We start from the raw sequence: 23,619 nt of genomic DNA, 5'->3' as shown, positions 1-23,619 counted from the left end.
GCGTGCCTTCCGACGCCCCGTCCTCGAGCCGCGTCCCGGCCGAGGAGCGTCTGTTCAACCTCGTGCTCGCGCTCGTCGCGGCCGAGAACGGACTGACGAAGGCCGACGTCCTCTCCACGGTGCAGGGCTACCGGCAGCGGGTGGGCCGGGGCGACCGGACCTCGCTCGAGCGCCAGTTCGAGCGCGACAAGGACGACCTGCGCGAGCTGGGCATCCCGATCGAGACGGTCGACGCCCCGGGCGACCCGGGCAACACCCAGACCGTCCGGTACCGCATCGCGAAGCGCAGCTACGACCTCCCGGCCGACCTGACCTTCGACCCGGAGGAGCTCGCGCTGCTCCGCCTGGCCGGGGCGGTCTGGTGCGAGGGGACGCTCTCGGCGGAGTCGCGGCGCGCGCTGATCAAGCTGCGCTCGATCGGGGTCGAGTCCGTCGACCCCGTCATCGGCATCAGCCCCTCGATCCGGGTCCGCGAGGCCTCGTTCGAGCCGCTCAACGCTGCGCTCGACCGCGGCCAGGTCGTCCGCTTCCCCTATCTGAAGCCCGGCGGCGAGGAGCCGCGCGTGCGCACCGTGCAGCCCCGCGCCCTGGTGAACCACCAGGGGCGCTGGCACCTCCACGGCTGGGACGAGGGCGCCGAGGGCACGCGGACCTTCCTCCTGTCGCGGATCGTCGGGCCGGTCGCGTCCACCGGCCGCACCGCGCCTCTCGTGGAGGGGGACCACGCGGCGACCGCTCTCGCCCAGCTCGACGAGATCCTGCAGCGCAACAGCGCGCTCCTGCGCGTCGCCCCCGACTCCGACGCCGCCCTCCGTCTCGGCGGGCGTGCCGAGGCCGAGGGCGAGGGCCAGGGCCTGCTGCGCCTGCACTACACCGACCCGGACGTGCTCGCGGACGAGCTCGCCGGTCACGGTCCCGAGGTGCGGGTGCTCGAGCCGGAGGAGCTCCGCCGCCGCGTCCTCGACCGCCTCCGCCGCACCCTGGACGACCATGGAGGGGATCCCCGTGGCTAGACCCCGCTCCCTGCAGGCGCGCGACCGCCTGGCCGTCCTCCTCTCCCTCGTTCCCTACCTGCTCGACCGGGGCCGCGTCTCCGTCGCCGAGGTCGCCGCGCACTTCGAGATCCCGGAGGAGGAGGTGCGCCGCGCGGTGCGCCTCATCGCCGTCTCGGGCATCCCCGGCGAGACCGCGCAGTACCAGGCGAACGACCTCTTCGACATCGGCTGGGACGACTTCGAGGAGAACGACCACGTCGTCCTCACCCACCAGGTCGCGATCGACGACTCGCCGAGGTTCTCGGCGCGGGAGGCCGCCGCCCTCATCGCCGGCATGCAGTACCTCGCAGCGCTGCCCGAGAACCAGGGCAACGACCGGATCGCCTCGCTGATGGGGAAGCTCGCACGCGGCGCCTCCTCGGCCCCGAGCGCGGTCGCGGTCTCGCGCGGCACGGGCGCGGACAGCGCTGTGGCGCTCCTGCGGACAGCGATGGGCTCGGCGACGCAGGTCGCTTTCGACTACCGCAGCGCCCGCGGCGAGACCGAGTCCCGGCTCGTCGACCCCTTCGTGCTCGAATCGGTCGATCGGGACTGGTACCTGCGGGGATGGGACCACCTCCGCGAGGGCGTCAGGACGTTCCGGGTCGACAGGATGCGCTCCCTCCGCGACACGGGGACGCCGATCGTCCGGCGCCGCAACGAGGTGACCCTCTCGGAACGGCTCTTCGAGGCCTCCGCCTCCGATCTCGTCGTGGACCTGCGCGTCGCCCCCAGCGCCGTCGTGCTGCTGGGCGACTACGCGGCCGACGCCGAGTTCCCCGATCCCGTGCCGGGGGAGGAGGACCACGGTGTCCTCGTCCGTCTCCGCGTCGCCCATCTGGAGGGATTGACGCGCCTGGTGGCGTCGTTGGCGGGTCTCGTCACCGTGGTGGCACCCCCCGAGGCGCGCACCGCGGTCGCGCTCTGGGCGGCCTCCGCGCTCGCCGCGAACGTGGGGGAGCCGTCGTGACCTGGTGGTCGTGGATCCTGATCTGGCTCGGCCTCGCGCTGGGCGCTCTGGCGATGCTGGTCCTCTTCGCCCTCTCCTACTGGCGCAAGGGGAAGGTGCTCCTCGGACAGCTGTCCGAGGTCACCGCGAAACTCGAGACACTGAGTCCTGGAATGACGGACGACCTGCCGCCCCGGCCGTCCTCGTCGCTGTTCGCCGATCGCGACGACGTGAGGCGTGCGCACGAGGGCCGGCGTGACGCACGTCGCGACAGGATCGATCTCCGCCGGTCAGAACGGGTCGAACAGGGTAAGCTCCTCGTACACCGCAACCGACAAGTGAAGTGAGTCTGCAATGTTCGCTGGCCTCCAGGGGTGGCACCTCCTCATCATCCTCGCCGTGATCCTCCTCCTGTTCGGTGCGCCCAAGCTCCCGCAGCTGGCCCGCAGTGTCGGGCAGTCGATGCGGATCTTCAAGAGCGAGGTCAAGACCATGAAGGACGAGGACGGCACCGAGCGCCGTGAGTCGACCGAGGGGACCACCGGCACCGTCGCCGGATCCACCGGCACGACCACCGGCACCGGCACCACCACGCCGCCCGAGTCCCCGCTCAAGTAATGACGTCCGTGGCACCGAAGAAGCCACGGACGAAGCGGACGAAGAACCCCGACGGGCGCATGTCGCTCGGGGCGCACCTCGTCGAGCTTCGCAACAGGCTCTTCAAGTCCGCGATCGCGATCGTCATCGCGTGCGTCGCGGGGTGGTTCGTCTCGGAGTGGGTCTTCGAGGCCCTCAAGGCTCCGATCTCCGAGGTGGCCTCCACCCAGGGCAAGGAGGCGATCCTCAACTTCCCGACGATCGCCGGTGCCTTCGACCTGCGGCTGCAGATCGCCATCACGGTGGGCATCGTCCTGGCAAGCCCGGTCTGGCTGTACCAGATCTGGGCGTTCCTCGTCCCGGGCCTGACCCGCAAGGAGATGCGGTACGGCCTCGGCTTCATCCTCACCGCCATCCCGCTGTTCTTCGCGGGCTGCGCGGCCGGCTGGTTCGTGTTCCCGCACATCGTGGAGCTCCTGACGAGCTTCACCGGCAGCAACGCGGCGAGCTTCCTCGACGCCAAGATCTACTACGAGTTCGTTCTCAAGCTCGTGCTGGTCGTCGGCATCGCCTTCGTGCTGCCCGTCTTCCTGGTGCTCCTCAACTTCCTCGGCGTCCTCCCCGGCATGCTGATCCTCAAGTCGTGGCGCATCGCGATCATGGCGATCGTGCTCTTCACGGCGATCGCGACCCCCGCGGCCGACCCGATCTCGATGTTCCTCCTGGCCATCCCGATCATCTTCCTGTTCTTCCTCGCCTGCGGGATCGCGATCCTGCACGACCGGCGCGCCGCCAAGCGCCAGCTGGTGTTCGACGGCAGCCCCTCCGACCTGCCCGCGTGACCGGACCGTCTCCCGCCGAGCGGTTCGCCGCGTTCCGGACGCGCCAGGGCCACGCGAGGGTCGAGGCGTTCCGCTCGACCCTCGCGTTCGACCTCGACCCCTTCCAGTACGAGGCCTGCAGCGCGCTCGACGACGGCCACAGCGTCCTCGTCGCCGCGCCCACCGGCGCCGGCAAGACCGCGGTGGCCGAGTTCGCGATCCACCTGGCCATGCAGGACCCGACGGCCAAGGTCTTCTACACGACGCCGATGAAGGCGCTGAGCAACCAGAAGTTCCAGGAGTTCGTCGAGGACTACGGAGCCTCCGAGGTCGGCCTGCTGACCGGCGACTCGAACGTCAACGCGCGCGCCCGCATCGTCGTGATGACGACCGAGGTGCTGCGCAACATGCTGTACGCCGACTCGGACCTCCTGCGCGACCTCGCCTACGTCGTGATGGACGAGGTGCACTACCTCGCCGACCGCTTCCGCGGCGCCGTCTGGGAGGAGGTCATCATCCACCTCCCGCAGCGCGTGCGGCTGGTCTCGCTCAGCGCGACCGTGTCGAACGCCGAGGAGTTCGGCGACTGGCTCCAGACCGTCCGGGGCGAGACCGAGGTCATCGTCTCCGAGGAGCGGCCCGTCCCGCTCGACCAGCACGTCCTGGTGGGCGGCAAGCTGGTCGATCTCTTCGACTCCTCCGGTCGGGCGGCGACGAACCGGGTGAACCCCGAGCTCGCCCGCATGGCCCAGGGCGGCTCCCGGGTCGAGCGCGGCGGCAGGGGCGGCCGCAACGGCCGAGGCGGTCGCGGCCGCTACCCGGAGCAGCGCACCGAGGAGCTCGTGCTGCGCTCGGAGGTCGTCGAGATCCTCCGCGGCAAGAACCTCCTCCCCGCGATCTTCTTCGTCTTCAGCCGTGCGGGCTGCGACCAGGCCGTGCGCCAGGTGCTGCGGTCGGGCGTGCGCCTCACCGAGCGCCACGAGCGCGACGAGATCCGCGCGATCGTCGAGGAGCGGTGCCGGACGATCCGCGACGAGGACCTCGCGGTGCTCGGCTACTGGGAGTGGCTCGACGGACTCCAGCGGGGCGTCGCCGCGCACCACGCCGGGATGCTCCCCGCCTTCAAGGAGGTCGTCGAGGAGCTGTTCCTGCGCCGGCTCGTGCGCGTGGTCTTCGCGACCGAGACGCTCGCGCTCGGCATCAACATGCCGGCCCGCACGGTCGTCCTCGAGAAGCTCGAGAAGTTCAACGGCGAGGCGCGCGTCCCGATCACACCGGGGGAGTACACCCAGCTCACCGGCCGGGCGGGCCGACGCGGCATCGACGTCGAGGGCCACTCGGTGATCCAGTGGCGCGGCGGGATGGACCCCCAGGCGGTCGCGTCCCTCGCCTCCCGGCGGACCTACCCGCTCAACTCCAGCTTCCGCCCCAGCTACAACATGGCCGCGAACCTGATCGAGCAGTTCGGGCGGGTGCGCACGCGCGAGATCCTCGAGTCGTCGTTCGCGCAGTTCCAGGCCGACCGGTCCGTCGTCGATCTCGCCCGCCGGGTCCGCCAGCAGGAGGAGTCGATGGCGGGCTACGTCACGGCGATGCAGTGCCACCTGGGCGACTTCGAGCAGTACGCGGCGATCCGCCGTGAGATCGGCGACCTCGAGCGCCGGGGCGCGGTGCGCGGCGAGTCGGCCTCCCACGCCGAGCGCGAGAAGCGCCAGGGACAGCTCACGAGCCTGCGGCGTCGGATGAAGGCGCACCCGTGCCACGCCTGCTCCGACCGCGAGCAGCACGCGCGCTGGGCTGAGCGCTGGTGGAAGCTGCGCCGCGAGACCGACGAGATCGAGCGCCAGATCCGCTCGCGCACCGGCGCCGTCGCCCGCATCTTCGACCACATCACGGACGTGCTGCTCGAGCTCGGCTACTTCCGCCGGGACGAGGTCGGCGAACTCTCGCTGACGCCCAACGGTCGCACGCTCCGCCGGATCTACGGGGAGCGGGACCTGCTCGTCGCCGAGTGCCTCCGGAAGCAGGCGTGGACGGAGCTCGATCCGGCCGGCCTCGCGGCGATGGCGTGCTGCCTGGTCTTCGAGCCGCGACGCGAGGAGGGGACGCTCGGCGAGCAGTTCCTGCCCCGCGGCGCGTTCCCCGAGGCGCTGGAGAGGACCCAGCTTCTGTGGGCCCGGCTCGACGACGTCGAGCGGGAGCACCGCCTGCCGGGCAGCAACCCGATCTCGACGAGCCTGGCGCTGTCGATGAACATGTGGGCCAAGGGCATGCCGCTCGACATGGTGCTCCGCGAGTCCGACATGGCCGCCGGCGACTTCGTGCGCTGGGCGAAGCAGACCATCGACCTCCTCGATCAGCTCTCCGTCGTCGCCGAGGGCAAGGTCGGCCGCGCGGCCCGGACCGCCCTCGACCTGGTCCGCCGCGGCATCGTCGCGTACTCGACGGTCGCATGACGCCGATCGCTCCTCCGCCCGACGGGCGGACCGTTCCGCTGTGGGTGGCGCTGCCCCTCGCCGCCCTCGGCGGCGCCGTGCTCGACCGCGGCTTCCCCGACTCCGACGTCTGGCCGCTGGCGATCGTGGGCGCCGCGGCGATCCTGTTCGCGCTGGCGGGGCGCGGCTTCTGGAGCGGGAGCCTCGTCGGCCTCGTCGGCGGAGCGGTCTTCTGGGGCGTCCACATCGAGTGGCTGACCCTCTACCTCGGCCCGGTCCCGTGGGCGGCCCTCGCCGGCCTGCAGGCGATCTTCTTCGCGCTCTCCGCGGGGCTGATGGCGGTCGTCTCCACGCGCGGCCACCGCGTCTGGACGGGACCGCTAGGCCGGATGGTCGGCCTCCCCGCCCTCCTGGCGGCGCTCTGGATCGGGCGCGAGTCGATCACCAGCGTCTGGCCCTACGGCGGCTTCGCCTGGGGCCGCCTAGCGATCTCGCAGTCCCTCGGCCCGCTCGCCGGTCTCGCGGCGTGGATCGGCTTCGCCGGCCTCGGCTTCGTGGTGGCGTTCCTCGCGGCCGTGCTCGCGCAGGCCGTCCGCGAGATGTCCGTCCCGGCCTCCTCTCGCGTCAGCGCCCTCGCGGGCTTCGCGATCGTGGCGCTGGTGTTCCCCGCCTGGCCGGCACCGACGGAGGGCACGACCCGGATCGCCGCCGTCCAGGGCGACTCCGATGCGGGCCTGTTCTCGCAGAGCTACCGCGGGCAGATCCTCGAGGACCACACCTCGGCGACGCTGCCGATCCTCGATCAGGACGTCGACATGGTGGTGTGGCCCGAGAACGGCGTCGACATCGATCCGACCCGGAACGCCCAGTCGGCCGCCGTCCTCGACTACCTCAGCCGGACGATGGACGCGCCGTTCGTCGTGGGCACGATCACGAACCCCTCGGACGACGTCTTCTACAACAGCTCGCTGCTCTGGAAGGCGGGGGAGGGGGCGACGCAGGTCTACGACAAGGTGCATCCCGTCCCGTTCGCCGAGTACATGCCGGACCGCGCGTTCTGGCGGATGTTCGCTCCGGACCTGGTCGACCTGGTGAGCCGGGACTACTCGATCGGCACCCGTCCCAACGTCTTCGACGTGAACGGCGTCCTCGCAGGCATCGCGATCTGCTTCGACATCTCGGACGACGCGCTGACGAACGCGATGGTCGACGGGGGAGCCCAGGTCATCCTCGGGCAGACCAACAACGCCGACTTCGGCCGGACGGACGAGAGCGTCCAGCAGCTCGCCATCGCTCGCCTGCGGGCCATCGAGACCGGGCGCAGCGTGGTCAACATCTCGACCGTCGGGACGAGTGGGATCATCGGGCCGGACGGCGCGACGATCGACTCCCTGACATGGTTCGAGCCGGGTGCCATGGTGGACGAGGTCCCCCTCAGCTCCACCACGACCCCGGCTCTGGTGTGGGCGCGAGACCTCGGCTGGTACTTCCTGGCCGCCGGTCTCATCCGCATGGTCTCGTTCGTCCTCAGGACGCGCGAGCCGCGACGCCGTTCCCGCTGACCGGCGCTACGCGCCGATCTTGTGCTCGCCGCGCCTGGCGCGCAGATAGGCGAGCCGCTCCTCGAGCAGCTCCTCCAGCTCCGCGCGGGTCCGGCGCTCGAGCAGCATGTCCCAGTGGGTGCGCGGAGCCTTCTGCTCGCCCTTGTCCACGACGACCGGCTTCGAGTCCACCATCAGAGTGGCCTCGTGACCGCAGGAGCGGCACTCCCAGGTCTCCGGCGCTTCCGCATCGGCCGAGAACACCATGTCGGTGTCGTGGCCGCAGTTCGCGCAGTGGTACTCGTACGTCGATCGCGGGGAGAAGACGACGCCTTCTTCGCTCTGCAGGCTCTGGGATCCGAGCCGCATTCCTCGCAAGCTTCGATCTGCCATTGTGTGGTCTCCTCTCGCTGTGCTTCCCCAGTGTCAACGTCGTACCTGGAGGTGGTCTTCCCGTCCCTGCCATTGCCAGAGAATCCTCAGGTCGGAGGCGTATTCCGCGGTTCCTGAGGGCGTGGCCGACGGGCGCTGAGGAAGGCGTCGACGGCCGCTCGGGCGAGGTCGGTGCGGTCGGTCACGAGCCCGTCGATCCCGAGCGCGAGGAGCTGCTCCATCCGCTCCGGATCGTCGATGGTCCAGAGGTGGATCTCGCAGCCGGTCACCCGCAGCCGGGCGAGGATCCGCGGCTCGGCGACGCGGGGGCCGAGCGCGCGCTCGGGCACCTGGAGCGCGTCGATGCCGCGGAGAGCGAGACGCACGGGGAGGGCGGCGCCGAGGTGGGCGGCGACCAGGGCGACGACGAAGCGGACCGCCGACGCCGAGGTCGCGGCGCCGGGAAGACGGCGGAGGGCCGCTGCTCGACGGATCTCGGAGAACGAGGTGATCAGGACGCGCTCCGCGGCGGCGGCGCCGGACACCGCCGCGACGACCGGGTCGATCGCGTCCCGCGACTTCACGTCGATGTTGAAGCGCGCGCGGGGGAGTGCGGCGAGGGCCTGCTCGAGAGAGGCGAGCCGGGCGCCGCCCGCCAGTCGGAGGTCGGCGAGCTCCTCCCACCGGGTGGCGGCGACGACGTGGCGGCGGCCGGAGCGGTCGATCACCTCGGCGTCGTGGACGAGCACGGCGACCCCGTCGAGGGAGGCGCGCGCGTCCGTCTCGAGGAGGTCCGCACCCGCGGCGAGGGCGCGTTCGAAGGCGGCGAGCGTGTTGCACTCGGCCGGCGGGCCGAACCCGCGATGCGCGATCACCCGGGGGGTCGGCCCGCTCAGGGCGAGGGGTCGCTCAGGGGTGCGCATCGCGGACCGGGTCCGCGGCTAGACGGCCGGCGGCGGGGGAGTGGGCGCTGAGTCCGGGGTTCCGTCGGTCGTCGCGGGCGCCGCGGGGGCGGACGTGTCGGATCCGGGCTCGACAGGAGTGGAGCCGGCGGACCCGGATGCGGCAGGCGCGGACGCCGCAGGCGCCGACGGGGGTGCCGCGTCCTGTGGGCGGACCGCCGGGGCGGACTGGCCGCGCTGGCCGAGCGCGCCTCCGATGCCCTTCAGCGCCTCGGTGAGCTCGCTCGGGATGACCCAGAGCTTGTTCGCGCTGCCCTCGGCGATCTTGGGGAGCGTCTGGAGGTACTGGTAGGCGAGGAGCTCGCTGTCGGGGCGGCCCTCGTGGATGGCGTGGAAGACGGTGGTGATCGCCTTGGCCTCACCCTCGGCCCGCAGGACCGCCGCCTTCGCCTGGCCCTCCGCAGCGAGGATCGCGGCCTGGCGCTGACCCTCGGCGTTCAGGATCTGGGACTGCTTGGTGCCCTCGGCGGTGAGGATCACGGCTCGACGGTCGCGCTCGGCGCGCATCTGCTTCTCCATCGAGTCCTGGATGGAGAGGGGCGGGTCGATGGCCTTGAGCTCCACGCGTCCGACGCGGATGCCCCACTTTCCGGTGGCCTCGTCGAGGACGATGCGCAGCTGGCCGTTGATGTTGTCGCGGGAGGTCAGCGCCTCCTCGAGGTTCAGGCCGCCGACGACGTTGCGGAGCGTGGTGGTGGTCAGCTGCTCGACCGCGCCGAGGTAGTTGGCGATCTCGTAGGTCGCCGCCCGGGCGTCCGTCACCTGGAAGTAGACGACCGTGTCGATGGAGACGACGAGGTTGTCCTCCGTGATCACGGGCTGGGGCGGGAACGAGACGACCTGCTCGCGCAGGTCGATCAGCGGGCGGACCCGGTCGATGAACGGCACGACGAGATTGAGGCCCGGCAGCAGGGTCTTGTGGTACTTGCCGAGGCGCTCCACGACCCCGGCGGTGGCCTGCGGGATGATGCGGACCGCTCGGAAGAGGACGACCAGGGCGAAGAGGACGACGGCGGCGACGACGACGATGGTCACGACGGAGGACGGTGTCACGGTGTGCTCCTTTCGGCGGGGACGACGACCGCGGTCGCGCCCTCGATGGCGGTGACGACGACTCTCTCGCCGACTCCGAGTGTGCGGTCCTCGACGAGCGGGGACAGGCGGACGGTCCAGGTCTCGCCGTTGGCGAGCTTGACCTGGCCGGCTCCGGGGCCGGCGAGGACGACGCTGCCGGAGAGCCCGAGGAGAGCGTCCGCTCCGCTGGGGGTGGGATCGCCGCCCCGTTTCAGCAGCCGCAGCAGCGGCGGCCGGACGGTGAACAGCAGGAGGGCGGCGAGGACGGCCGCGACGGGGACCTGGACCCAGAAGGGAGCCCCGACCAGCCCGGTCAGCAGTCCGCCGATGCTGCCGACGGCGAGCATCAGGAACGTGAACTCGAGAGTGATCATCTCGACGATCACGAAGATGAGGATCAGCGCGAGCCAGAGGATCCACGCGTACTGGGTGACAGCGTCCATGCTGTGTGCTCCTTCCCCTCGACGAGCATTCCCAGGCTATCAACGCCCCCCGGACGAGGGCTGGGAGAGGGGGTGCGCCGACGGTCTCGAGGCCCTTGGTAGACTCCTCCGTCGGGCCGTGGCCCGTCATCGTGCCCGATCCGGTCTCCGAGCCGGCGTTCTGGAGGAATACCCGTGTCCAATCCCCTCGCCCCCGGCTCCTTCGACGGCAAGCGCGCTCTCGTCACCGGGTCGTCCCGCGGCATCGGCGCCGACACGGTCCGCTACCTGGCCGAGGCCGGAGCCCGCGTCGTCGTCAACTACCGCTCGAAGGCGCCGCGCGCCGACAAGCTCGTCGCGCAGATCGTCGAGGCCGGCGGCACCGCCATCGCCGTCGGCGCCGATCTCACCGACGCCGACTCGCGCGCCGAGCTCTTCTCCCGCATCGAGAAGGAGTACGGAGGACTGGACGTGCTCGTCCTGAACGCCTCCGGCGGCATGGAGAGCAACATGGGGGAGGACTACGCGATGGTCCTCAACCGCGACTCGCAGGTCGCCGTGCTCGACGCGGCGCTGCCGCTGCTCTCCGAGGGATCTCGTGTCGTGTTCGTCACGAGCCACCAGGCGCACTTCATCCGGACCACGCCCACGATGCCCGAGTACGAGCCCGTCGCGCTCTCCAAGCGCGCCGGCGAGGACGCCCTGCGCGAGCGGATCGGTGAGCTCGCCGAGCGCGGGATCGAGTTCGTCGTCGTCTCGGGCGACATGATCGAGGGCACCATCACCGCGACCCTGCTGGAGCGCGCGAACCCGGGCGCGATCAGCTCGCGTCGCGAGTCGGCCGGCAAGCTCTACAACGTGCAGGAGTTCGCGGCCGAGGTCGCTCTGGCGGCCGTCGAGCCGATCCCCGCGGACAACACCCGCCTCGTCGGCGACATCTCCGACTTCGCCTGATCGCCTTCGCGGAATGACCCCGGCGCGCGGGTCTGCGATCCTCGACGGATGACTCCGATGGACGGCAGCGGACCGGCATCGGGGGAGTCCGATGCCGTCGTGGGCGAAGTCCGTTCGTCGGCGGACACCGGGCGGCGTGAGCATCCTTCTCGTGCCGTCGCGGTGATGGTGAACCGGCGGGAGCGCTTGCAGGAAAGCTGACGCGCGTTGCGGCGGGCGCCCGGGAGGATCGAGGCGACGGCCGCGTCCGCGGCACGATGACCGTCGATCCGCGGCTACGGCTGGTCACGCACTTCGACACTCCGACCGAGACGTGGTGGTACGAGGACGTCGAGCCGTGGGTGGAGCATTCGCCTGTCCGCTGATGACGTGCCGGACCGTCGGGCGGCCTCGGTCCCGGTCCGTCCGGCCCTTCCGCCGTTATCCGATAATGCACATTATGTCAGTTCGACCGAAGCCCCGGTCGGCAGGATGGCGATCGGCTCCCCTCAACGCTCCTGAGACAGGACGTCATCGATCGCCGCCGCGCTCCGATGGCAGACCGGGCGCTTCGACGGTGAGGCCTCGGATCACCGCGGCGACGACCATGCGCTGCGTGAGTTCGGCGCTGGTGTCCACGGGCCACTGGCTCACCGACCCGACGTGCGCCGCGACGACCGCCTTCGCCAGGACGGCGGACTCGACGGCGGGGACGCGGCCGTGCACGGCGGCGAGGGCGGCGAAGCGCTCGCCCAGCTCGCGCGAGACGCGGTCGTCGTCGATCATCATCCGCTCGGCGAACTCCGGGTCCGCGGCAGCGCGTGCCAGGAGCACCGACCGCAGGGAGAACCACTCGCGGCTGGACGGGAGCGCGTCGAGGAGGGAGCGTACGGCGCCGTCGAGGGTCGCCGCGCGGTGCTCCTCCTGCAGCTGGACGTCGAGGGCCTCCTGCAGGCTCCCCCACACTCTCGCGGCCTGCTCCTCGTGGAGTGCGAGGAAGAGCTGGTCGACGCCGGTGAAGTTCGAGTAGAACGCGCCGCGGGTGAAGCCCGCCTGCGCGCAGATGTCCTCGACGCGCTGGCCGATGGTGCCCGTGCTCTCGAAGAGCTCGGCGGCCGCGGCGAGGAGACGTCGTCGCGTCTCGCTCCTCCGCCGGACCGGAGCCTGCTCGCCTGTGACCACGCCCCCAGCCTATTCGGATCCTTGCGCTGAATGGGCCTTTTCAGTACGTTTCGTTTCCAATGCATACCGTATCGAAAACTGGATTGCCCGAACCTCGACGGCGACGGTCCCGGTGGCTGCCGACCGCGACCGTCGTGCTCATCGGGGCGGTCCTCGCCTGGCTGAACCGGGTGGAGTGGTGGGGGTGGCTCGTCGTCGCGGCGGCCGCGGTCCTGATCGCGGCCGTCTCGAGGAGCTGGCGGCACCGGCACTGGATGCTGCGTACGGCGGCCTGGGTCGCGTCCGCAGGGCTCGTCGGAGCCGTCGCCCTCGCCGCGGGTCCTCTCCCGGCGACGCGGACGCTCGCCGGTCCGCACACCGCCCCGGTCACGACCCGGCAGGGCGACGTCGTCGGTGTGCACGACGCCGCGGCCGGGGTCGACGCCTTCGCGGGGATCCCCTACGCCGCTCCCCCGGTCGGCCCGCTGCGTTGGGAGGCGCCCCGCCCGGCCCCGCAGCGGTCGGCGACCCTCGTGGCCGACGACTTCGGCCCCTCCGCCGTTCAGCCGGAGCCGACGTTCCTCTCCCGAGCGGCGACCCGCGTGCTCGACCTGCCGCTGGAGGAGACGCTCCTCGGCGGGTACGCGACGGACGAGGACAGCCTCCGCCTGAACATCTGGACGCCGGCCGGCGGGGCGGGCGACTCCAGCCCGGTCCTCGTCTACCTCCACGGCGGCGCGTTCGTCTCGGGGTCCGGCGCCCTCCCCGCCTACGACGGCGCGGCGCTCGCCTCCCGGGGCGCCGTGGTCGTCACCGTCGCCTACCGTCTGGGCGTCCTCGGATTCCTCGCCGGTGATGTGCTCGGCGGCGGCACCCCGGGGAACCAGGGACTGCTCGACCAGGTCGCCGCTCTGCAGTGGGTGCAGGACAACATCGCCGCTTTCGGCGGGGACCCAGGGCGGGTGACGGTCGCCGGCCAGTCCGCCGGCTCCGGCAGCGCCTGCATCCTCGGGGCCTCGCCGCTCGCCGCCGGCCTCCTCCACGGGATCATCGGGGAGAGCGGAGGATGCCTGGGGTCGGCGGGAGACCGCGAGGACGGCGACCTCTACGACGACGCCGCCACCGCTCGGGAGGCGGCTGCGCGCCTGAGCGAGGCCCTCGGCGGGGCGAGCCTCGCCGAGATGAGATCCCTGCCGGCCGAGCGCATCGTCGCGGCCGCCGCGGGCCTCTCGCAGCACTGGTGGCCCTCGATCGACAGCGTCGTCCTCCCCGACACGCCGCTCGCCGTCTACGAGGCCGGTCGGCAGAACGACGTCCCCCTCCTGCTCGGCAGCAACTCCGACGAGACCTCACTCGATCTGCTGGGAGGCGTCGACTCGGATCCGGACGCCTATGAGCAGGAGGTGCGCCGGGAGCACGGAGACGACGCGGACCGCTTCCTCGCGCTGTACCCGGGTGCCGTCGAGGACCAGGTCGTCGACTCCCGGCTGCGCGCCGGCAGCGACCGGACGATGACCGCCCCGATGCGGCTCTGGGCGCTGACGGCCGCCCGGACCGGGCGGGCGGGCGTCCACGCCTACATCTTCACGCGCACTCCCCCGGAGAGCGGACTCGAGCGGTTCGGCGCGTACCACGGCGCCGAGGTGATGTACGCGTACGGGAACCTCGGGGCGGACGGCGACGCCGACTACACGGACGTCGACCGCCGGCTCGAGCAGGAGATGACCGCGCGCTGGCTCGCGTTCGTCTCCCACGGCGATCCGGACGCCGCCGGCCGCGAGCGGTGGCCGGCCGTCCAGGAGGATCCGGACAGCGTGCTCGAGTTCGGCGACGTCGTCCGGGTCGCCGGGCGCCCGTCCCCCGACGCGGTCGACTTCTGGCTCGCGGGGACGGGCTGACGCGGGGGCGCTCCTCGCGGCGGAATCCTCCGGTCAGCGGGGAGCCTCCGCTCAGAGCTGCCCGACGAGGTGCGCCTGCCGGCCGTCGCGCGCGAAGACCGGGATGACGGCCAGCGGCGCGTCGGCGACGATCCACTGCCCGCCCTCGCGCTCGGCGCCCGTCGAGAGCTCCGTCCAGCGCGCCCCGGCGGGCAGGTAGACCCGTCGGGAGACGGCTCCGGCGTGCGTGACCGGAGCCACCAGCAGGTCCGAGCCGAAGAGGTACTGGTCGGCCAGATCCCAGGCCTCCGGGTCCCCCGGGAACTCGTGGAACACCGCGCGCAGCACCGGCTGGCCCAGCTCGTGCGCCTCCCGCATCGCCTCCCGCGTGTACGGGCGCAGGGTCTCGCGCAGATGCAGCAGGCGGGTGAGGATCGGCGTGGCCTCCTCGCCGAAGCTCCACACCTCGTTCGCGGCTCCGGTCGCGGCGCGGCGGCTCCCGTCGGCGGCCGTGACCGGGGCCGACGGCGCGCGGTCGCCGTGGAGGCGCATCACCGGGCTGAACGCGCCGAACTGGAACCAGCGCACGAGGAGCTCACGGAACTCCGGATCCGACGGGTCTCCCCCGGCGAATCCTCCGATGTCGGTCGTGAACCACGGGATCCCCGCGACGCCCATGTGGATGCCGGCCGTGATCTGGTGGCGCAGGTCCGCGAAGGTCGAGTGGATGTCGCCCGACCACACGAGCGCACCGTAGCGCTGGCTGCCCGCCCACGCGGTGCGGACGAGGTTGACGATCGCGGTCTCCCCGCCCTCGCTCTGCCCCTCGAAGAATCCGCGGGAGAACGCCTGCGGGTAGAGGTTGCCGACCTGGACGGCGGGGCCGGCGGCGTAGCGGTAGTTGTCGAAGTCGTAGACGCCGTACTCGGGCTCGGCCTCGTCGAGCCAGAAGAGCCGGATCCCGTGCTCGCCGTAGTTGCGCCGGCACGCCTCCCAGACGAACCTCCGGGCGGCGGGGCTCGTCGCGTCGTAGAACGCGCTCGGACCCTCGAACTGCATGTGCAGGTCCAGGCCCCGCTCGGCCTTGACGAGGAGGTTCCCCTTCTTCATCGCGATGTAGTTCTCGGACTCGACCGACACCTGCGGCCAGACCGAGACCATCAGCTCGATCCCGAGCTCGCGCAGCTCGGCGACCATGGCGGACGGATCCGGCCAGAACTCCTCCTCGAAGCGGAAGTCGCCCATGTGCGGCCAGTGGAAGAAGTCGGCCACGATCACGTCCATCGGCAGGCCGCGGCGCCGGTGCTCGCGGGCGACCTCGAGCAGCTGCTCCTGGTTCCAGTAGCGCAGCTTGCACTGCCAGAAGCCGAGGCCGTGCTCGGGCATCATCGGGACGTGCCCGGTCGCGTCGGCGTAGGCCCGGGTGATGTCGGCCGGGGTCTCCCCCGCGGTCACCCAGTAGTCGAGCTGCTGGGAGGACTCGGCGGACCACTCCGTGCGGTTGGCTGCGAAAGTCGCGCGGCCGATCGCGGGGTTGTGCCAGAGGAACCCGTAGCCGCGGCTCGACAGCACGAACGGGACGCTCGACTGGGAGTTGCGGTGCGCGAGCTCGAGCGTGCAGCCCTTCAGATCGAGGATGTCCTGCTGGTACTGCCCCATCCCGTACAGCTTCTCGTCGGGGGACGTCTCGAACAGCGCGGTCAGCCGGAAGTCGCCGCCCAGGTGCGGACGCTGCTCGCGGGCGCGCAGCTTGAGCGCTCCCCCGCTCCCGAGCTCTCGGAAGAGCAGCTCCCCCCGACGGTCGTAGAAGGAGAGGGAGCAGGAGAGCTCGTGGTAGCCGGTCTGGTACCCGTAGCCCTCCTGCTGCTCGAGGACGACGGTGATGCCGCCGGCGCGCAGCGTCGCCCGCGGTCCCTCGATCGAGACCTCCGGCGCGCGGCGCTCGGGGGCGATCAGCGCCCAGTCGGTGTCGAGGACCTCCCCGGACCGGCGGGCGCGGACCCGGACGCTGTCCCTCCCCCACGGCTCGACGACGACGGTCTCGCCGTCGCCGCGCCAGACGAGGCGGTCCCCCTCGAGCGCGAACGCGTCGGTGTCCATGTGCTCCTGCTTCCTCGAGTCGGGCACGGCGCTCAGTCCTTGACCGCGCCGGCGGTGACGCCGGCGGCGACGTAGCGCTGGGCCACGATCAGCAGCACGGCGGCCGGGATGGAGGCGATCACGGCGGTCGCCATGATCCCGTTCCAGTTGGTGGTGGTCGATCCGATGTAGCGGTAGAGGCCGAGGGTGAACGGCACGATGCTGTTGCCCGAGGTGAGCGAGTTCGCGTTGAGGAAGTCGGCCCAGGCGAACAGGAACGAGAACAGGCCCGCGGTCACGATCGAGTTCCGGCTCAGCGGGATGACGATCGAGACGAAGGAGCGCCAGTTGCTCGCACCGTCGATCCGCGCGGCCTCGATCAGCTCGTCGGGGATGCCGAGCATGAAGGCCCGGAGGATGATCACCGCGAACGGCACGGAGGCGGTCGCGTCGGCGAGGATGAGGCCCGGATAGGTGTTGAGCAGCCCCAGCGCGTTGTAGATCGCGAACAGCGCGGTGACCAGGACGATCCCGGGGATCATCTGGGCGAGGAGGAACACGAACATCACGACGCCGGTCCCCCGCACCCGGAACTTCGCCATCGCGAAAGCGGCGGGCAGGGCGATCGCCAGCGTCAGGATCACGCAGCCGATCGAGATCACGAGGCTCGTGATGAGGTTCGGCAGCTGCGTCGAGAACGCCTGCACGTACCCGTCGAGGGTCGGGTCGCCGGGGAACAGGCTCGGCGGGGTCTGGATCAGGTTCTGCGGCTTGGTCAGCGAGACGTTGACCATCCAGTAGAGCGGGAAGAGGAGGAAGCCGCAGAGCACGATCGCGATGACCACGTCGATCCCGCGGCGCAGCCCTGTGGTGTGCCGGTTCATCCGAGGTCCTCCTTGCGCTGGGCGCGGATGTAGATCACGCCGAAGACGAGGGCGACGATCACGAGGATCTGGCCGGCCGCCGCACCGACTCCGAACTGCAGGTCGGTGAAGGACTGCTCGTAGGCCCAGGTCGCGAGGGTGTGCGAGCTGTTGGCCGGGCCTCCCTTGGTGAGGATCCAGATGACGTCGAACACCTTGATCGTGTAGACGAGGCCGAGGAGGAGCGTGACGGAGGTCACCGGTCGCAGCAGCGGCCAGGTGATGCTCCAGAAGGACCGCCAGCGCGAGGCGCCGTCCAGTGCCGCGGCCTCGTAGAGGCTCTCGGGGATGCCCTGCAGGCCTCCGTGCAGCAGCACCATGTTGAACGGGATGCCCAGCCAGATGTTGGCGATGATGACCGCCCACAGCGAGACGGACGGATCGGTCAGCCAGCCGACCGGCGTGCCGATCGCGGCGTTCAGGATGCCGAACTGCTGGTCGAAGATCCAGCGCCAGGCCGTCGCCGAGACGATCAGCGGCAGGAGCCACGGCAGCAGGATGAGGGAGCGGAACGTCGCCGAGAGCGGGAACCGGCGGCTGAAGAACAGCGCCAGGGCCATGCCGATCGTGAACTGGCCCACCAGCGAGACCACGGTGAAGACCACGGTGTGCCAGGCGATGCTCGCGAAGATCGGATCGGTGACGACCGTGACGTAGTTGTCGAAGCCGACGAAGGGGGCGATCCCGGTCACGAAGGACGACGGTCCGAAGTCCTGGAGGCTGAGGACGACGCCGCGGATGATCGGGTAGACGAAGAAGACGGCGAGGAAGATCACCACGGGCGCCATGAAGGCGGCGGCGGCGAGGCGGAGGTGAGAGCGGGGTCGGCGGCGGACGGGCGGCCTGGTGGCCGCCCCGCCCGCGACCGGCGCCGTGAGCACGGCGGGGTCGGTCATGCGGCCGCTACTTCAGGCTCGCCGCGGCGTCGTCGAGGGCCGCCTGCGGCGTCTTCGAGCCGGTCAGCGACTCCTGGATCGCGGTCCAGAGCGCCTTCGAGGTGTCCGGGTAGGCGACGCCGAGGTCGCTGGTGCGTCCCTGCGCGACCGAGATGGCCTCGACCCACGGCTGGAGCGCGGGGTCCTCGGTCGCCTGCTCGGCGGCCGCGTCGGCGTACGGCATGATGTACGACTGGCCGGCCGCCCAGGCCTTCAGGCTGTCGGGCTGGATGACGCACTGCGCGAACTCCGTGGCGAGGGTCTGCTTCGCGGCGTCGGAGGCGACCACCTCGACGAACTCGCCGCCGAGCGGGCTCGGTGCCGCTCCCCCGTCCTTCGCCGGGATCGGCACGACGCCGTAGTCGATGCCCGCCTCGTCGAGGGCGGAGAGCTGCCAGGTGCCGTTGACCATCATCCCGAGCTTGCCCGCGAGGAACTGGTCGCGGACGTCCTGCTGGTTGGCGTTGACGTTCGCCTGCGAGGCCGAGCCGCTCTTCACCAGGTCGGTCCAGAGCGCGAGCGCCGAGACGGCGTCGTCGGAGGAGATGTCCTCGAGGGTCGCACCGGAGCCCCAGAAGAAGGGCAGGAACTGGAAGGTGCCCTCCTCGGTGCCGATCGCGGAGAAGCCGAGCCCGGTGACGTCGCCCGCGGTGAGGGCCTTCGCGGCGGTGGTCAGCTCGTCCCAGGTCGTCGGCGGAGTGACGCCGGCGGCCTCGAAGAGCGCCTTGTTGTAGAAGAGCGCGAGGGTGTTCGAGCCGATCGACGAGCCGTAGGTCTTCCCGTCCAGCTGGCCGGCGGCGAGCACGTTCGGGAGGACGTCGCTGGTGTCGAGCCCGGAGGCGGCGTTGTCGACGAGCAGGCCGGTGTCGGCGAACTTCGCGACGTTGGGGTTGTCGAGGACGACCAGGTTCGGCGTCGTCTTCGACGCGGCCGACTGCAGGAGCTTGGTGGTGAGGTCGGGGTCGGAGGTGCGCTCGAGGGTGATCCCGGTCGAGGCCTCGCAGCCGGCCAGGAGCTGGCCGTAGGGGGAGGACGCGTCGTACTGGGTGAAGCTGTCCCAGAGGGTGAGCGACTTCGACGAGTCGTCGCCCGCTCCCTGTGCGCTGCACGCGCTGAGGGCGGCTCCGGCGATGAGGACGAGGGAGGCGGCGCCTGCGGCCCGTCGGATGCTGTTCTTCACGGTATTCCTCTCTGAATACGGTCGGGACGAGCGGAGCGCTCGCGCCGGGAAGACCCTCCGGGGGCGCCCGCTGAGGCGGTCCGACCGGAAGTCGTGGCGAGCCTAACCGAGTCGGAGAACCGGTTCAATAGATTTCGGAGAACCGGTTCACCGATCGCCCGGGGAACGCTCCGGACGACCCGGCGACGTCAGCCGCGCGCCCGCCGCCACGAGGGGACGACGCCCCGGCTGGTGCCCGGCGAGAAGGGCGCGGTGGTGCCGAGATCAACGACGACCGCGGGCAGCAGCTCCGTCACTCCCGGAGTCGCGGTGCCGGCGAGCTCGTCGAGCACCAGGTCGACCGCCCGCGAGACCATCTCGTCGCCGGGCAGGTCCACCACGGTGACCGGCTGGTCGGCGTGCCGCATCACCGCCTCCGGGGCGATGGTCATGATCGAGCAGTCCTCCGGGACGCGCAGGCCCAGGCCGCTGAGGCGCTGCAGGAACGGCTCGAGCACGCCCGGCCCGTGCGTGACCACGGCGCTCAGGCCGGGGAGCTGCTCCTGCGCCTGCTCGAACCAGTCGTCGACGTCGTCGGTGCTGGGGATGACGGCTCCCCGCACGCCGCGCAGGCGGCACTGGTCGAGGAAGCCCTCGCGGAACCGCAGGGCGAAGGCGTAGCCGCTCTCGTAGGCGTCGGGGCCCATCCCGAGGACCGCGATCTCGACGTGCCCGAGGTCGGCGAGGTGGTCGACGGCGACCCGCGCCGCGCCGTCGAAGTCGAGGTCGATCGCGCTGAACGGGCTGCCCTCGCCCGGGTAGCCGACCAGCGCGGTCGGCAGGCCGATGCTCGCGAGGACCGGCAGCCGGGGGTCGTCCCGGCGGATGTCCATCACGACGAGCGCATCGGCGAGGACGTCGCGCGCGAGCTCCCCCTCGCCCGTGCCCATCATCAGCAGGTCGAAGCCGCGGGCGCGGGCCGCGTACATCGCCGCCCGCACGAAGCGCATGAAGACGTCGACATCGGTCTGCCGCGACTCCGGATCGACGGAGGCGAAGAAGCCGAGGATGTTCGTGCGCCGCAGCGCCAGGGCCCGCGCCATCGGGTCGGGCCGGTAGCCGAGCCGCTCCACGCTCGCGAGCACGCGCAGGCGGGTCGCCTCCGGGAGCTTCTTGTTGCCGGAGAGCACGTAGGACACCGTGCTGCGGGCCACCCCCGCATCGGCCGCGACGTCGCGAATGGTCACCATGGGCTCAGCGTAGTGAGGGCCCGGCGACGGGAGGGCCCGCCGGCGACCCCCTCGACCGGTGGGCAGCAGCGTGCATACAAGGGCGGTCCGGCCGTCCCGCCGTGGGTGGAGAGCCGTCCGCCGCGAGCCGCGCGACGGCGCCGACGGACGCAGGCCGCGGACGAGCAGTCGGTCACGGTTGCGCGTGTATCGACGGGCACTTACGGTCGTCGGGTACCTCGTCGCGAGCCGCGACGTCGGTGCGGCCGCCACACCGGCCGATCCAGCGGCTCGCGGTCACGGGGGCTCCCCGCACGGAAGACGGACTCTTGCGCTCCAGCACCGGTACTGCGTCCACGACGCAGCAGCTGCTCTCGCACTGACGTCCCCCGTGCCCGCCCCTCAGGGGCGAGCCGCTGCTCCTCGGAGCCCGGTGGTCGTCGTGCGCCGACACCGACCACTGGAGCACCGTGCCCTCCTCTTCCCGCACCACCCCGCCCGCCGTCGTCCTCCACGACTGCACGTTCGCCTGGCCCGACGGCTCCGTCGTCCTCGACCGCGTCACCGCTGCGTTCGGGCGCGGGCGCACCGGTCTCGTCGGCGCGAACGGCGCCGGCAAGTCGACCCTCGTCCGCCTCGTCACCGGTGGCCTCTCCCCCACCGCCGGGAGCGTCTCGACGACGGGACCTGTCGACCTGCTGCCCCAGCGCCTCCGGCGAGGGCCCGACGACACCGTCGCCGATCTCCTCGGGATCCGGCAGCGCCTGGACGCTCTGCACTCGATCCTCCGCGGCGACGCGGATCCGAGGCACTTCGAGGTGCTCGCGGACGACTGGGACCTCGAGGCCCGGGCGCTCGCCGCACTCGGCGACGCCGGTCTCGACCTGGAGGAGGCGGACCTGCTGCGGCCGGTCGCGACCCTCTCCGGAGGGCAGGTCGTCCTCACGGCCGTGACCGGCGTCCGGCTGCGCGGCCGGCCGATCGCCGTGCTCGACGAGCCGACGAACGACCTCGACCGGCGCTCCCGAGGGCTTCTGCTCGACCTGGTCGACCGGTGGCGCGGGACGCTCGTGCTCGTCAGCCACGACCGGGAGCTGCTCGAGCACGTCGACGAGATCGCGGAGCTGCGCAACGGGGCGGTCCGCACCTCGGGCGGGACGTTCTCGGCGTTCGAGGAGCGGCTCGCCCTCGAGCAGGCGGCCGCGGAGCGCGATCTGCGCGACGCCGACCGGCTTCTCCGCGCCGAGCGGCGGCAGCGCATCGAGGCCGAGACGACCATCGCCCGCCGGGCGCGGGCGGGGGCGCGATCGGCGGAGTCGATGCCCGCGATCCTCGCGAACGCGCGGAGAGGACGAGCCGAGGCGACCGCGGGACGGCTGCGCTCCGGGCACGGGGCCGCGGAGGCGCGGGCGCGCGAGCAGGTCGACGCAGCGTCGCGAGCAGTCCGGGACGACGACCGGGTCCGCCTCGACCTGCCGGACCCCGGGGTCGCGGCCGGGCGCCGTCTGGCGGAGGTGACGGTGCGCGGCCGGACGACGGTGCTCCAGGGGCCGGAGCGGATCGCCGTGGTCGGCGCGAACGGGACGGGGAAGACGACCCTGCTCGAGCACCTCGTCGGGGCGCCGGGTGCGCGGGAGCATCCGCTCGCCGGCACCACGGCCCGAGCGCTGACGGAGCGGGTCGGCTGGCTCCCCCAGCGCCGCGAGGGACTCCTCGACGAGGAGGCCACCGTGCGGGAGCACGTCTCCCGGGCCGCGCCGGATCGTCCTGCGGTCGAGCTGCGGAACGCCCTCGCGCGGCTCCTGGTGCGCGGCGACGTGGTCGATCGGAGGATCGCGTCGCTCTCGGGCGGCGAGCGGTTCCGCGTCGCGCTCGCCGGGCTCGTGCTGGCGCAGCCGGCTCCGCAGCTGCTCGTGCTCGACGAGCCGACGAACGACCTCGATCTCGCCACGACCGACCACCTCGTCGACGTTCTCGCCGCCTGGCGGGGCGGCCTGGTCGTCGTCAGCCACGACGAGGCGTTCCTCGACCGGCTCGGACTCCACTCCCGAGTGGTGCTCGACGCGGAGTGACGGCTGGTCCCCCGGCCCCCGGCGGTTCTGGCCTCGACCGGGCCCCTGCCGCCGGGGAGACTGTCCGGGCCCCTCCCGCCCTCAGCGAACGGACCGACGTGCTCACCGGACTCAGCGCCTTCCCCCTCACACCGCTCCGCGACGACAGCATCGACGAGCGGTCGTTCGCCGCTCTCGTCGAGCGGCTCGCGCGGGCGGGAGTCGACTCGATCGGCGCCCTGGGCTCGACCGGCTCGGCTCCGTACCTGGACCGCGGCGAGCGCCGGCGCGCCGCCGAGATCGCCGTCCGCGGCGCTGGCCCGGTGCCGGTCGTGGTCGGGATCGGGGCGCTGCGCACCTCGCAGGTGCTGGCGCTCGCCGAGGACGCGCAGAGCGCCGGAGCGAGCGCGGTGCTCCTGGCGCCGCTCGGCTACCAGCCGCTGACGGACGAGGACGTGCTGGGGCTCTACGAAGACGTGACGGCTCAGCTCTCGGTGCCGCTCGTCGTGTACGACAACCCCGGGACGACGCGCTTCTCCTTCTCCGACGACCTCTACGGGGCCGTCGCCCGGCTGCCGCAGGTCGCCTCCCTCAAGATCCCCGGCGTGCCGGAGGGACCGGGCGCCGCGGCGGCGCGCGTCAGCGAGATCCGGGCGCGGGTGCCGGAGGGGGTCACCGTCGGGGTCTCGGGGGACGCCGCGGGTGCGCGCGGGCTGCTCGGCGGCTGCGACGCCTGGTACTCGGTGATCGGCGGCATCTTCCCGCGGACGGCGCTGTCGATCGCCCGGGCGGCGCAGTCGGGCGATGAGGCGGCCGCGATCGCGGGATCGGCACGCCTGCAGCCCGTCTGGGACCTCTTCGCGGAGCACGGCGGCAGCTACCGCGTGGTCGCGGCGATGGCGGAGCAGCTCGGTCTCGCCGAGGCGCGCTGCCTCCCGCGTCCGGTCCGCGGGCTCGGTGCACGGGCGCGGGCCCGGGTCGCGGAGGTCCTGGCGGAGCTGGGGCCGGTGCTGGAGTGATCCGCGGGCGGGTCGGCGGGAGGACGGCTCGGACGGCGTGGTCGTT

The 23,619-nt window shown here is 72.0% G+C and carries 22 protein-coding genes; 12 read left to right on the top strand and 10 right to left on the bottom strand.

The features are described 5' to 3' along the window. The first annotated feature begins 2 nt into the window (after positions 1-2). From C5C29_RS08470 to lnt, 7 genes are read left to right on the top strand one after another with little or no spacing between them, the layout of a single operon-like run. Complete coding sequence (locus tag C5C29_RS08470) at positions 3-1,013, top strand: YafY family protein (RefSeq protein ID WP_104308243.1); 1,011 nt, start codon at positions 3-5, stop codon at positions 1,011-1,013. Further along, positions 1,006-2,004, top strand: coding sequence for a YafY family protein (locus tag C5C29_RS08465; RefSeq protein ID WP_258062133.1), 999 nt, complete (start codon positions 1,006-1,008; stop codon positions 2,002-2,004). The genes C5C29_RS08470 and C5C29_RS08465 overlap by 8 nt, the downstream gene beginning before the upstream one ends. Next, the gene (locus C5C29_RS08460; protein ID WP_104222020.1) at positions 2,001-2,330 is read left to right on the top strand and encodes a hypothetical protein; all 330 of its coding nucleotides are present in this window, start codon (positions 2,001-2,003) and stop codon (positions 2,328-2,330) included. The genes C5C29_RS08465 and C5C29_RS08460 overlap by 4 nt, the downstream gene beginning before the upstream one ends. A 7-nt stretch (positions 2,331-2,337) precedes the next feature. Further along, a complete protein-coding gene (tatA, locus tag C5C29_RS08455) occupies positions 2,338-2,601 on the top strand; it encodes a Sec-independent protein translocase subunit TatA (RefSeq protein WP_104222022.1) in 264 nt (87 codons plus the stop codon). Positions 2,602-2,660: 59 nt separating this feature from the next. Then, positions 2,661-3,422: a twin-arginine translocase subunit TatC gene (tatC, locus tag C5C29_RS08450; RefSeq protein WP_104222024.1), complete on the top strand. Its 762-nt coding sequence runs from the start codon at positions 2,661-2,663 to the stop codon at positions 3,420-3,422. Next, complete coding sequence (locus C5C29_RS08445) at positions 3,419-5,857, top strand: RNA helicase (protein WP_104222026.1); 2,439 nt, start codon at positions 3,419-3,421, stop codon at positions 5,855-5,857. The genes tatC and C5C29_RS08445 overlap by 4 nt, the downstream gene beginning before the upstream one ends. Then, positions 5,854-7,398: an apolipoprotein N-acyltransferase gene (gene lnt, locus C5C29_RS08440; RefSeq protein WP_104308242.1), complete on the top strand. Its 1,545-nt coding sequence runs from the start codon at positions 5,854-5,856 to the stop codon at positions 7,396-7,398. The genes C5C29_RS08445 and lnt overlap by 4 nt, the downstream gene beginning before the upstream one ends. Positions 7,399-7,404: 6 nt before the next feature. Here lnt and C5C29_RS08435 read toward each other — a convergent pair whose 3' ends face one another. The 4 genes from C5C29_RS08435 to C5C29_RS08420 all read right to left on the bottom strand — a co-directional run bounded on the left by C5C29_RS08435 (position 7,405) and on the right by C5C29_RS08420 (position 10,228). Continuing rightward, positions 7,405-7,770, bottom strand: coding sequence for an RNA polymerase-binding protein RbpA (locus tag C5C29_RS08435; RefSeq protein ID WP_068207052.1), 366 nt, complete (start codon positions 7,768-7,770; stop codon positions 7,405-7,407). An 86-nt stretch (positions 7,771-7,856) separates the two neighbouring features. After that, positions 7,857-8,672, bottom strand: coding sequence for a glycerophosphodiester phosphodiesterase family protein (locus tag C5C29_RS08430; RefSeq protein ID WP_104308241.1), 816 nt, complete (start codon positions 8,670-8,672; stop codon positions 7,857-7,859). An 18-nt stretch (positions 8,673-8,690) separates the two neighbouring features. After that, the gene (locus tag C5C29_RS08425) at positions 8,691-9,746 is read right to left on the bottom strand and encodes an SPFH domain-containing protein (protein ID WP_374953249.1); all 1,056 of its coding nucleotides are present in this window, start codon (positions 9,744-9,746) and stop codon (positions 8,691-8,693) included. A gap of 14 nt (positions 9,747-9,760) precedes the next feature. Then, complete coding sequence (locus C5C29_RS08420; protein ID WP_104222034.1) at positions 9,761-10,228, bottom strand: NfeD family protein; 468 nt, start codon at positions 10,226-10,228, stop codon at positions 9,761-9,763. Between the two features lie 174 nt (positions 10,229-10,402). Here C5C29_RS08420 and C5C29_RS08415 point away from each other — a divergent pair, with 174 nt between their 5' ends. After that, the gene (locus tag C5C29_RS08415) at positions 10,403-11,161 is read left to right on the top strand and encodes an SDR family oxidoreductase (RefSeq protein ID WP_104222036.1); all 759 of its coding nucleotides are present in this window, start codon (positions 10,403-10,405) and stop codon (positions 11,159-11,161) included. Between the two features lie 48 nt (positions 11,162-11,209). Further along, a complete protein-coding gene (locus C5C29_RS17125) occupies positions 11,210-11,362 on the top strand; it encodes a hypothetical protein (RefSeq protein WP_181074882.1) in 153 nt (50 codons plus the stop codon). A 309-nt stretch (positions 11,363-11,671) separates the two neighbouring features. On the opposite strand, the gene C5C29_RS08410 is transcribed toward C5C29_RS17125, so the two are convergent. Continuing rightward, the gene (locus C5C29_RS08410; protein WP_104222038.1) at positions 11,672-12,322 is read right to left on the bottom strand and encodes a TetR/AcrR family transcriptional regulator; all 651 of its coding nucleotides are present in this window, start codon (positions 12,320-12,322) and stop codon (positions 11,672-11,674) included. Between the two features lie 83 nt (positions 12,323-12,405). On the opposite strand from C5C29_RS08410, the gene C5C29_RS08405 reads away from it, so the two are divergent. Further along, the gene (locus C5C29_RS08405) at positions 12,406-14,199 is read left to right on the top strand and encodes a carboxylesterase/lipase family protein (RefSeq protein ID WP_219812897.1); all 1,794 of its coding nucleotides are present in this window, start codon (positions 12,406-12,408) and stop codon (positions 14,197-14,199) included. A gap of 51 nt (positions 14,200-14,250) precedes the next feature. On the opposite strand, the gene C5C29_RS08400 is transcribed toward C5C29_RS08405, so the two are convergent. From C5C29_RS08400 to C5C29_RS08380, 5 genes are all read right to left on the bottom strand, one after another. Beyond that, a complete protein-coding gene (locus C5C29_RS08400; RefSeq protein WP_104222042.1) occupies positions 14,251-16,278 on the bottom strand; it encodes a TIM-barrel domain-containing protein in 2,028 nt (675 codons plus the stop codon). Positions 16,279-16,310: 32 nt separating this feature from the next. Further along, positions 16,311-17,141 (bottom strand): carbohydrate ABC transporter permease, encoded by an 831-nt coding sequence (locus C5C29_RS08395; protein WP_104222044.1) that lies wholly within the window; start codon positions 17,139-17,141, stop codon positions 16,311-16,313. Next, positions 17,138-18,076, bottom strand: coding sequence for a carbohydrate ABC transporter permease (locus C5C29_RS08390; RefSeq protein WP_104222046.1), 939 nt, complete (start codon positions 18,074-18,076; stop codon positions 17,138-17,140). The genes C5C29_RS08395 and C5C29_RS08390 overlap by 4 nt, the downstream gene beginning before the upstream one ends. Positions 18,077-18,083: 7 nt before the next feature. After that, positions 18,084-19,295 carry an extracellular solute-binding protein gene (locus C5C29_RS08385; protein WP_104308240.1) on the bottom strand — a complete coding sequence of 404 codons (1,212 nt, stop codon included), beginning with the start codon at positions 19,293-19,295 and terminating at the stop codon, positions 18,084-18,086. A gap of 188 nt (positions 19,296-19,483) precedes the next feature. Further along, the gene (locus C5C29_RS08380) at positions 19,484-20,524 is read right to left on the bottom strand and encodes a LacI family DNA-binding transcriptional regulator (protein ID WP_104222050.1); all 1,041 of its coding nucleotides are present in this window, start codon (positions 20,522-20,524) and stop codon (positions 19,484-19,486) included. 449 nt (positions 20,525-20,973) lie between these two features. On the opposite strand from C5C29_RS08380, the gene C5C29_RS08375 reads away from it, so the two are divergent. Beyond that, positions 20,974-22,575 carry an ABC-F family ATP-binding cassette domain-containing protein gene (locus C5C29_RS08375; protein WP_104222052.1) on the top strand — a complete coding sequence of 534 codons (1,602 nt, stop codon included), beginning with the start codon at positions 20,974-20,976 and terminating at the stop codon, positions 22,573-22,575. A 98-nt stretch (positions 22,576-22,673) separates the two neighbouring features. Next, positions 22,674-23,573, top strand: a complete 900-nt coding sequence (locus C5C29_RS08370; protein WP_104222054.1) for a dihydrodipicolinate synthase family protein — start codon at positions 22,674-22,676, stop codon at positions 23,571-23,573. The last annotated feature ends 46 nt before the right edge of the window (positions 23,574-23,619 follow it).

Origin of the sequence: Rathayibacter sp. AY1H2 (genome assembly GCF_002931985.1) — a bacterium.
Lineage (GTDB): Bacteria > Actinomycetota > Actinomycetes > Actinomycetales > Microbacteriaceae > Rathayibacter.
This window is presented reverse-complemented; position numbering and strand designations above follow the sequence as displayed.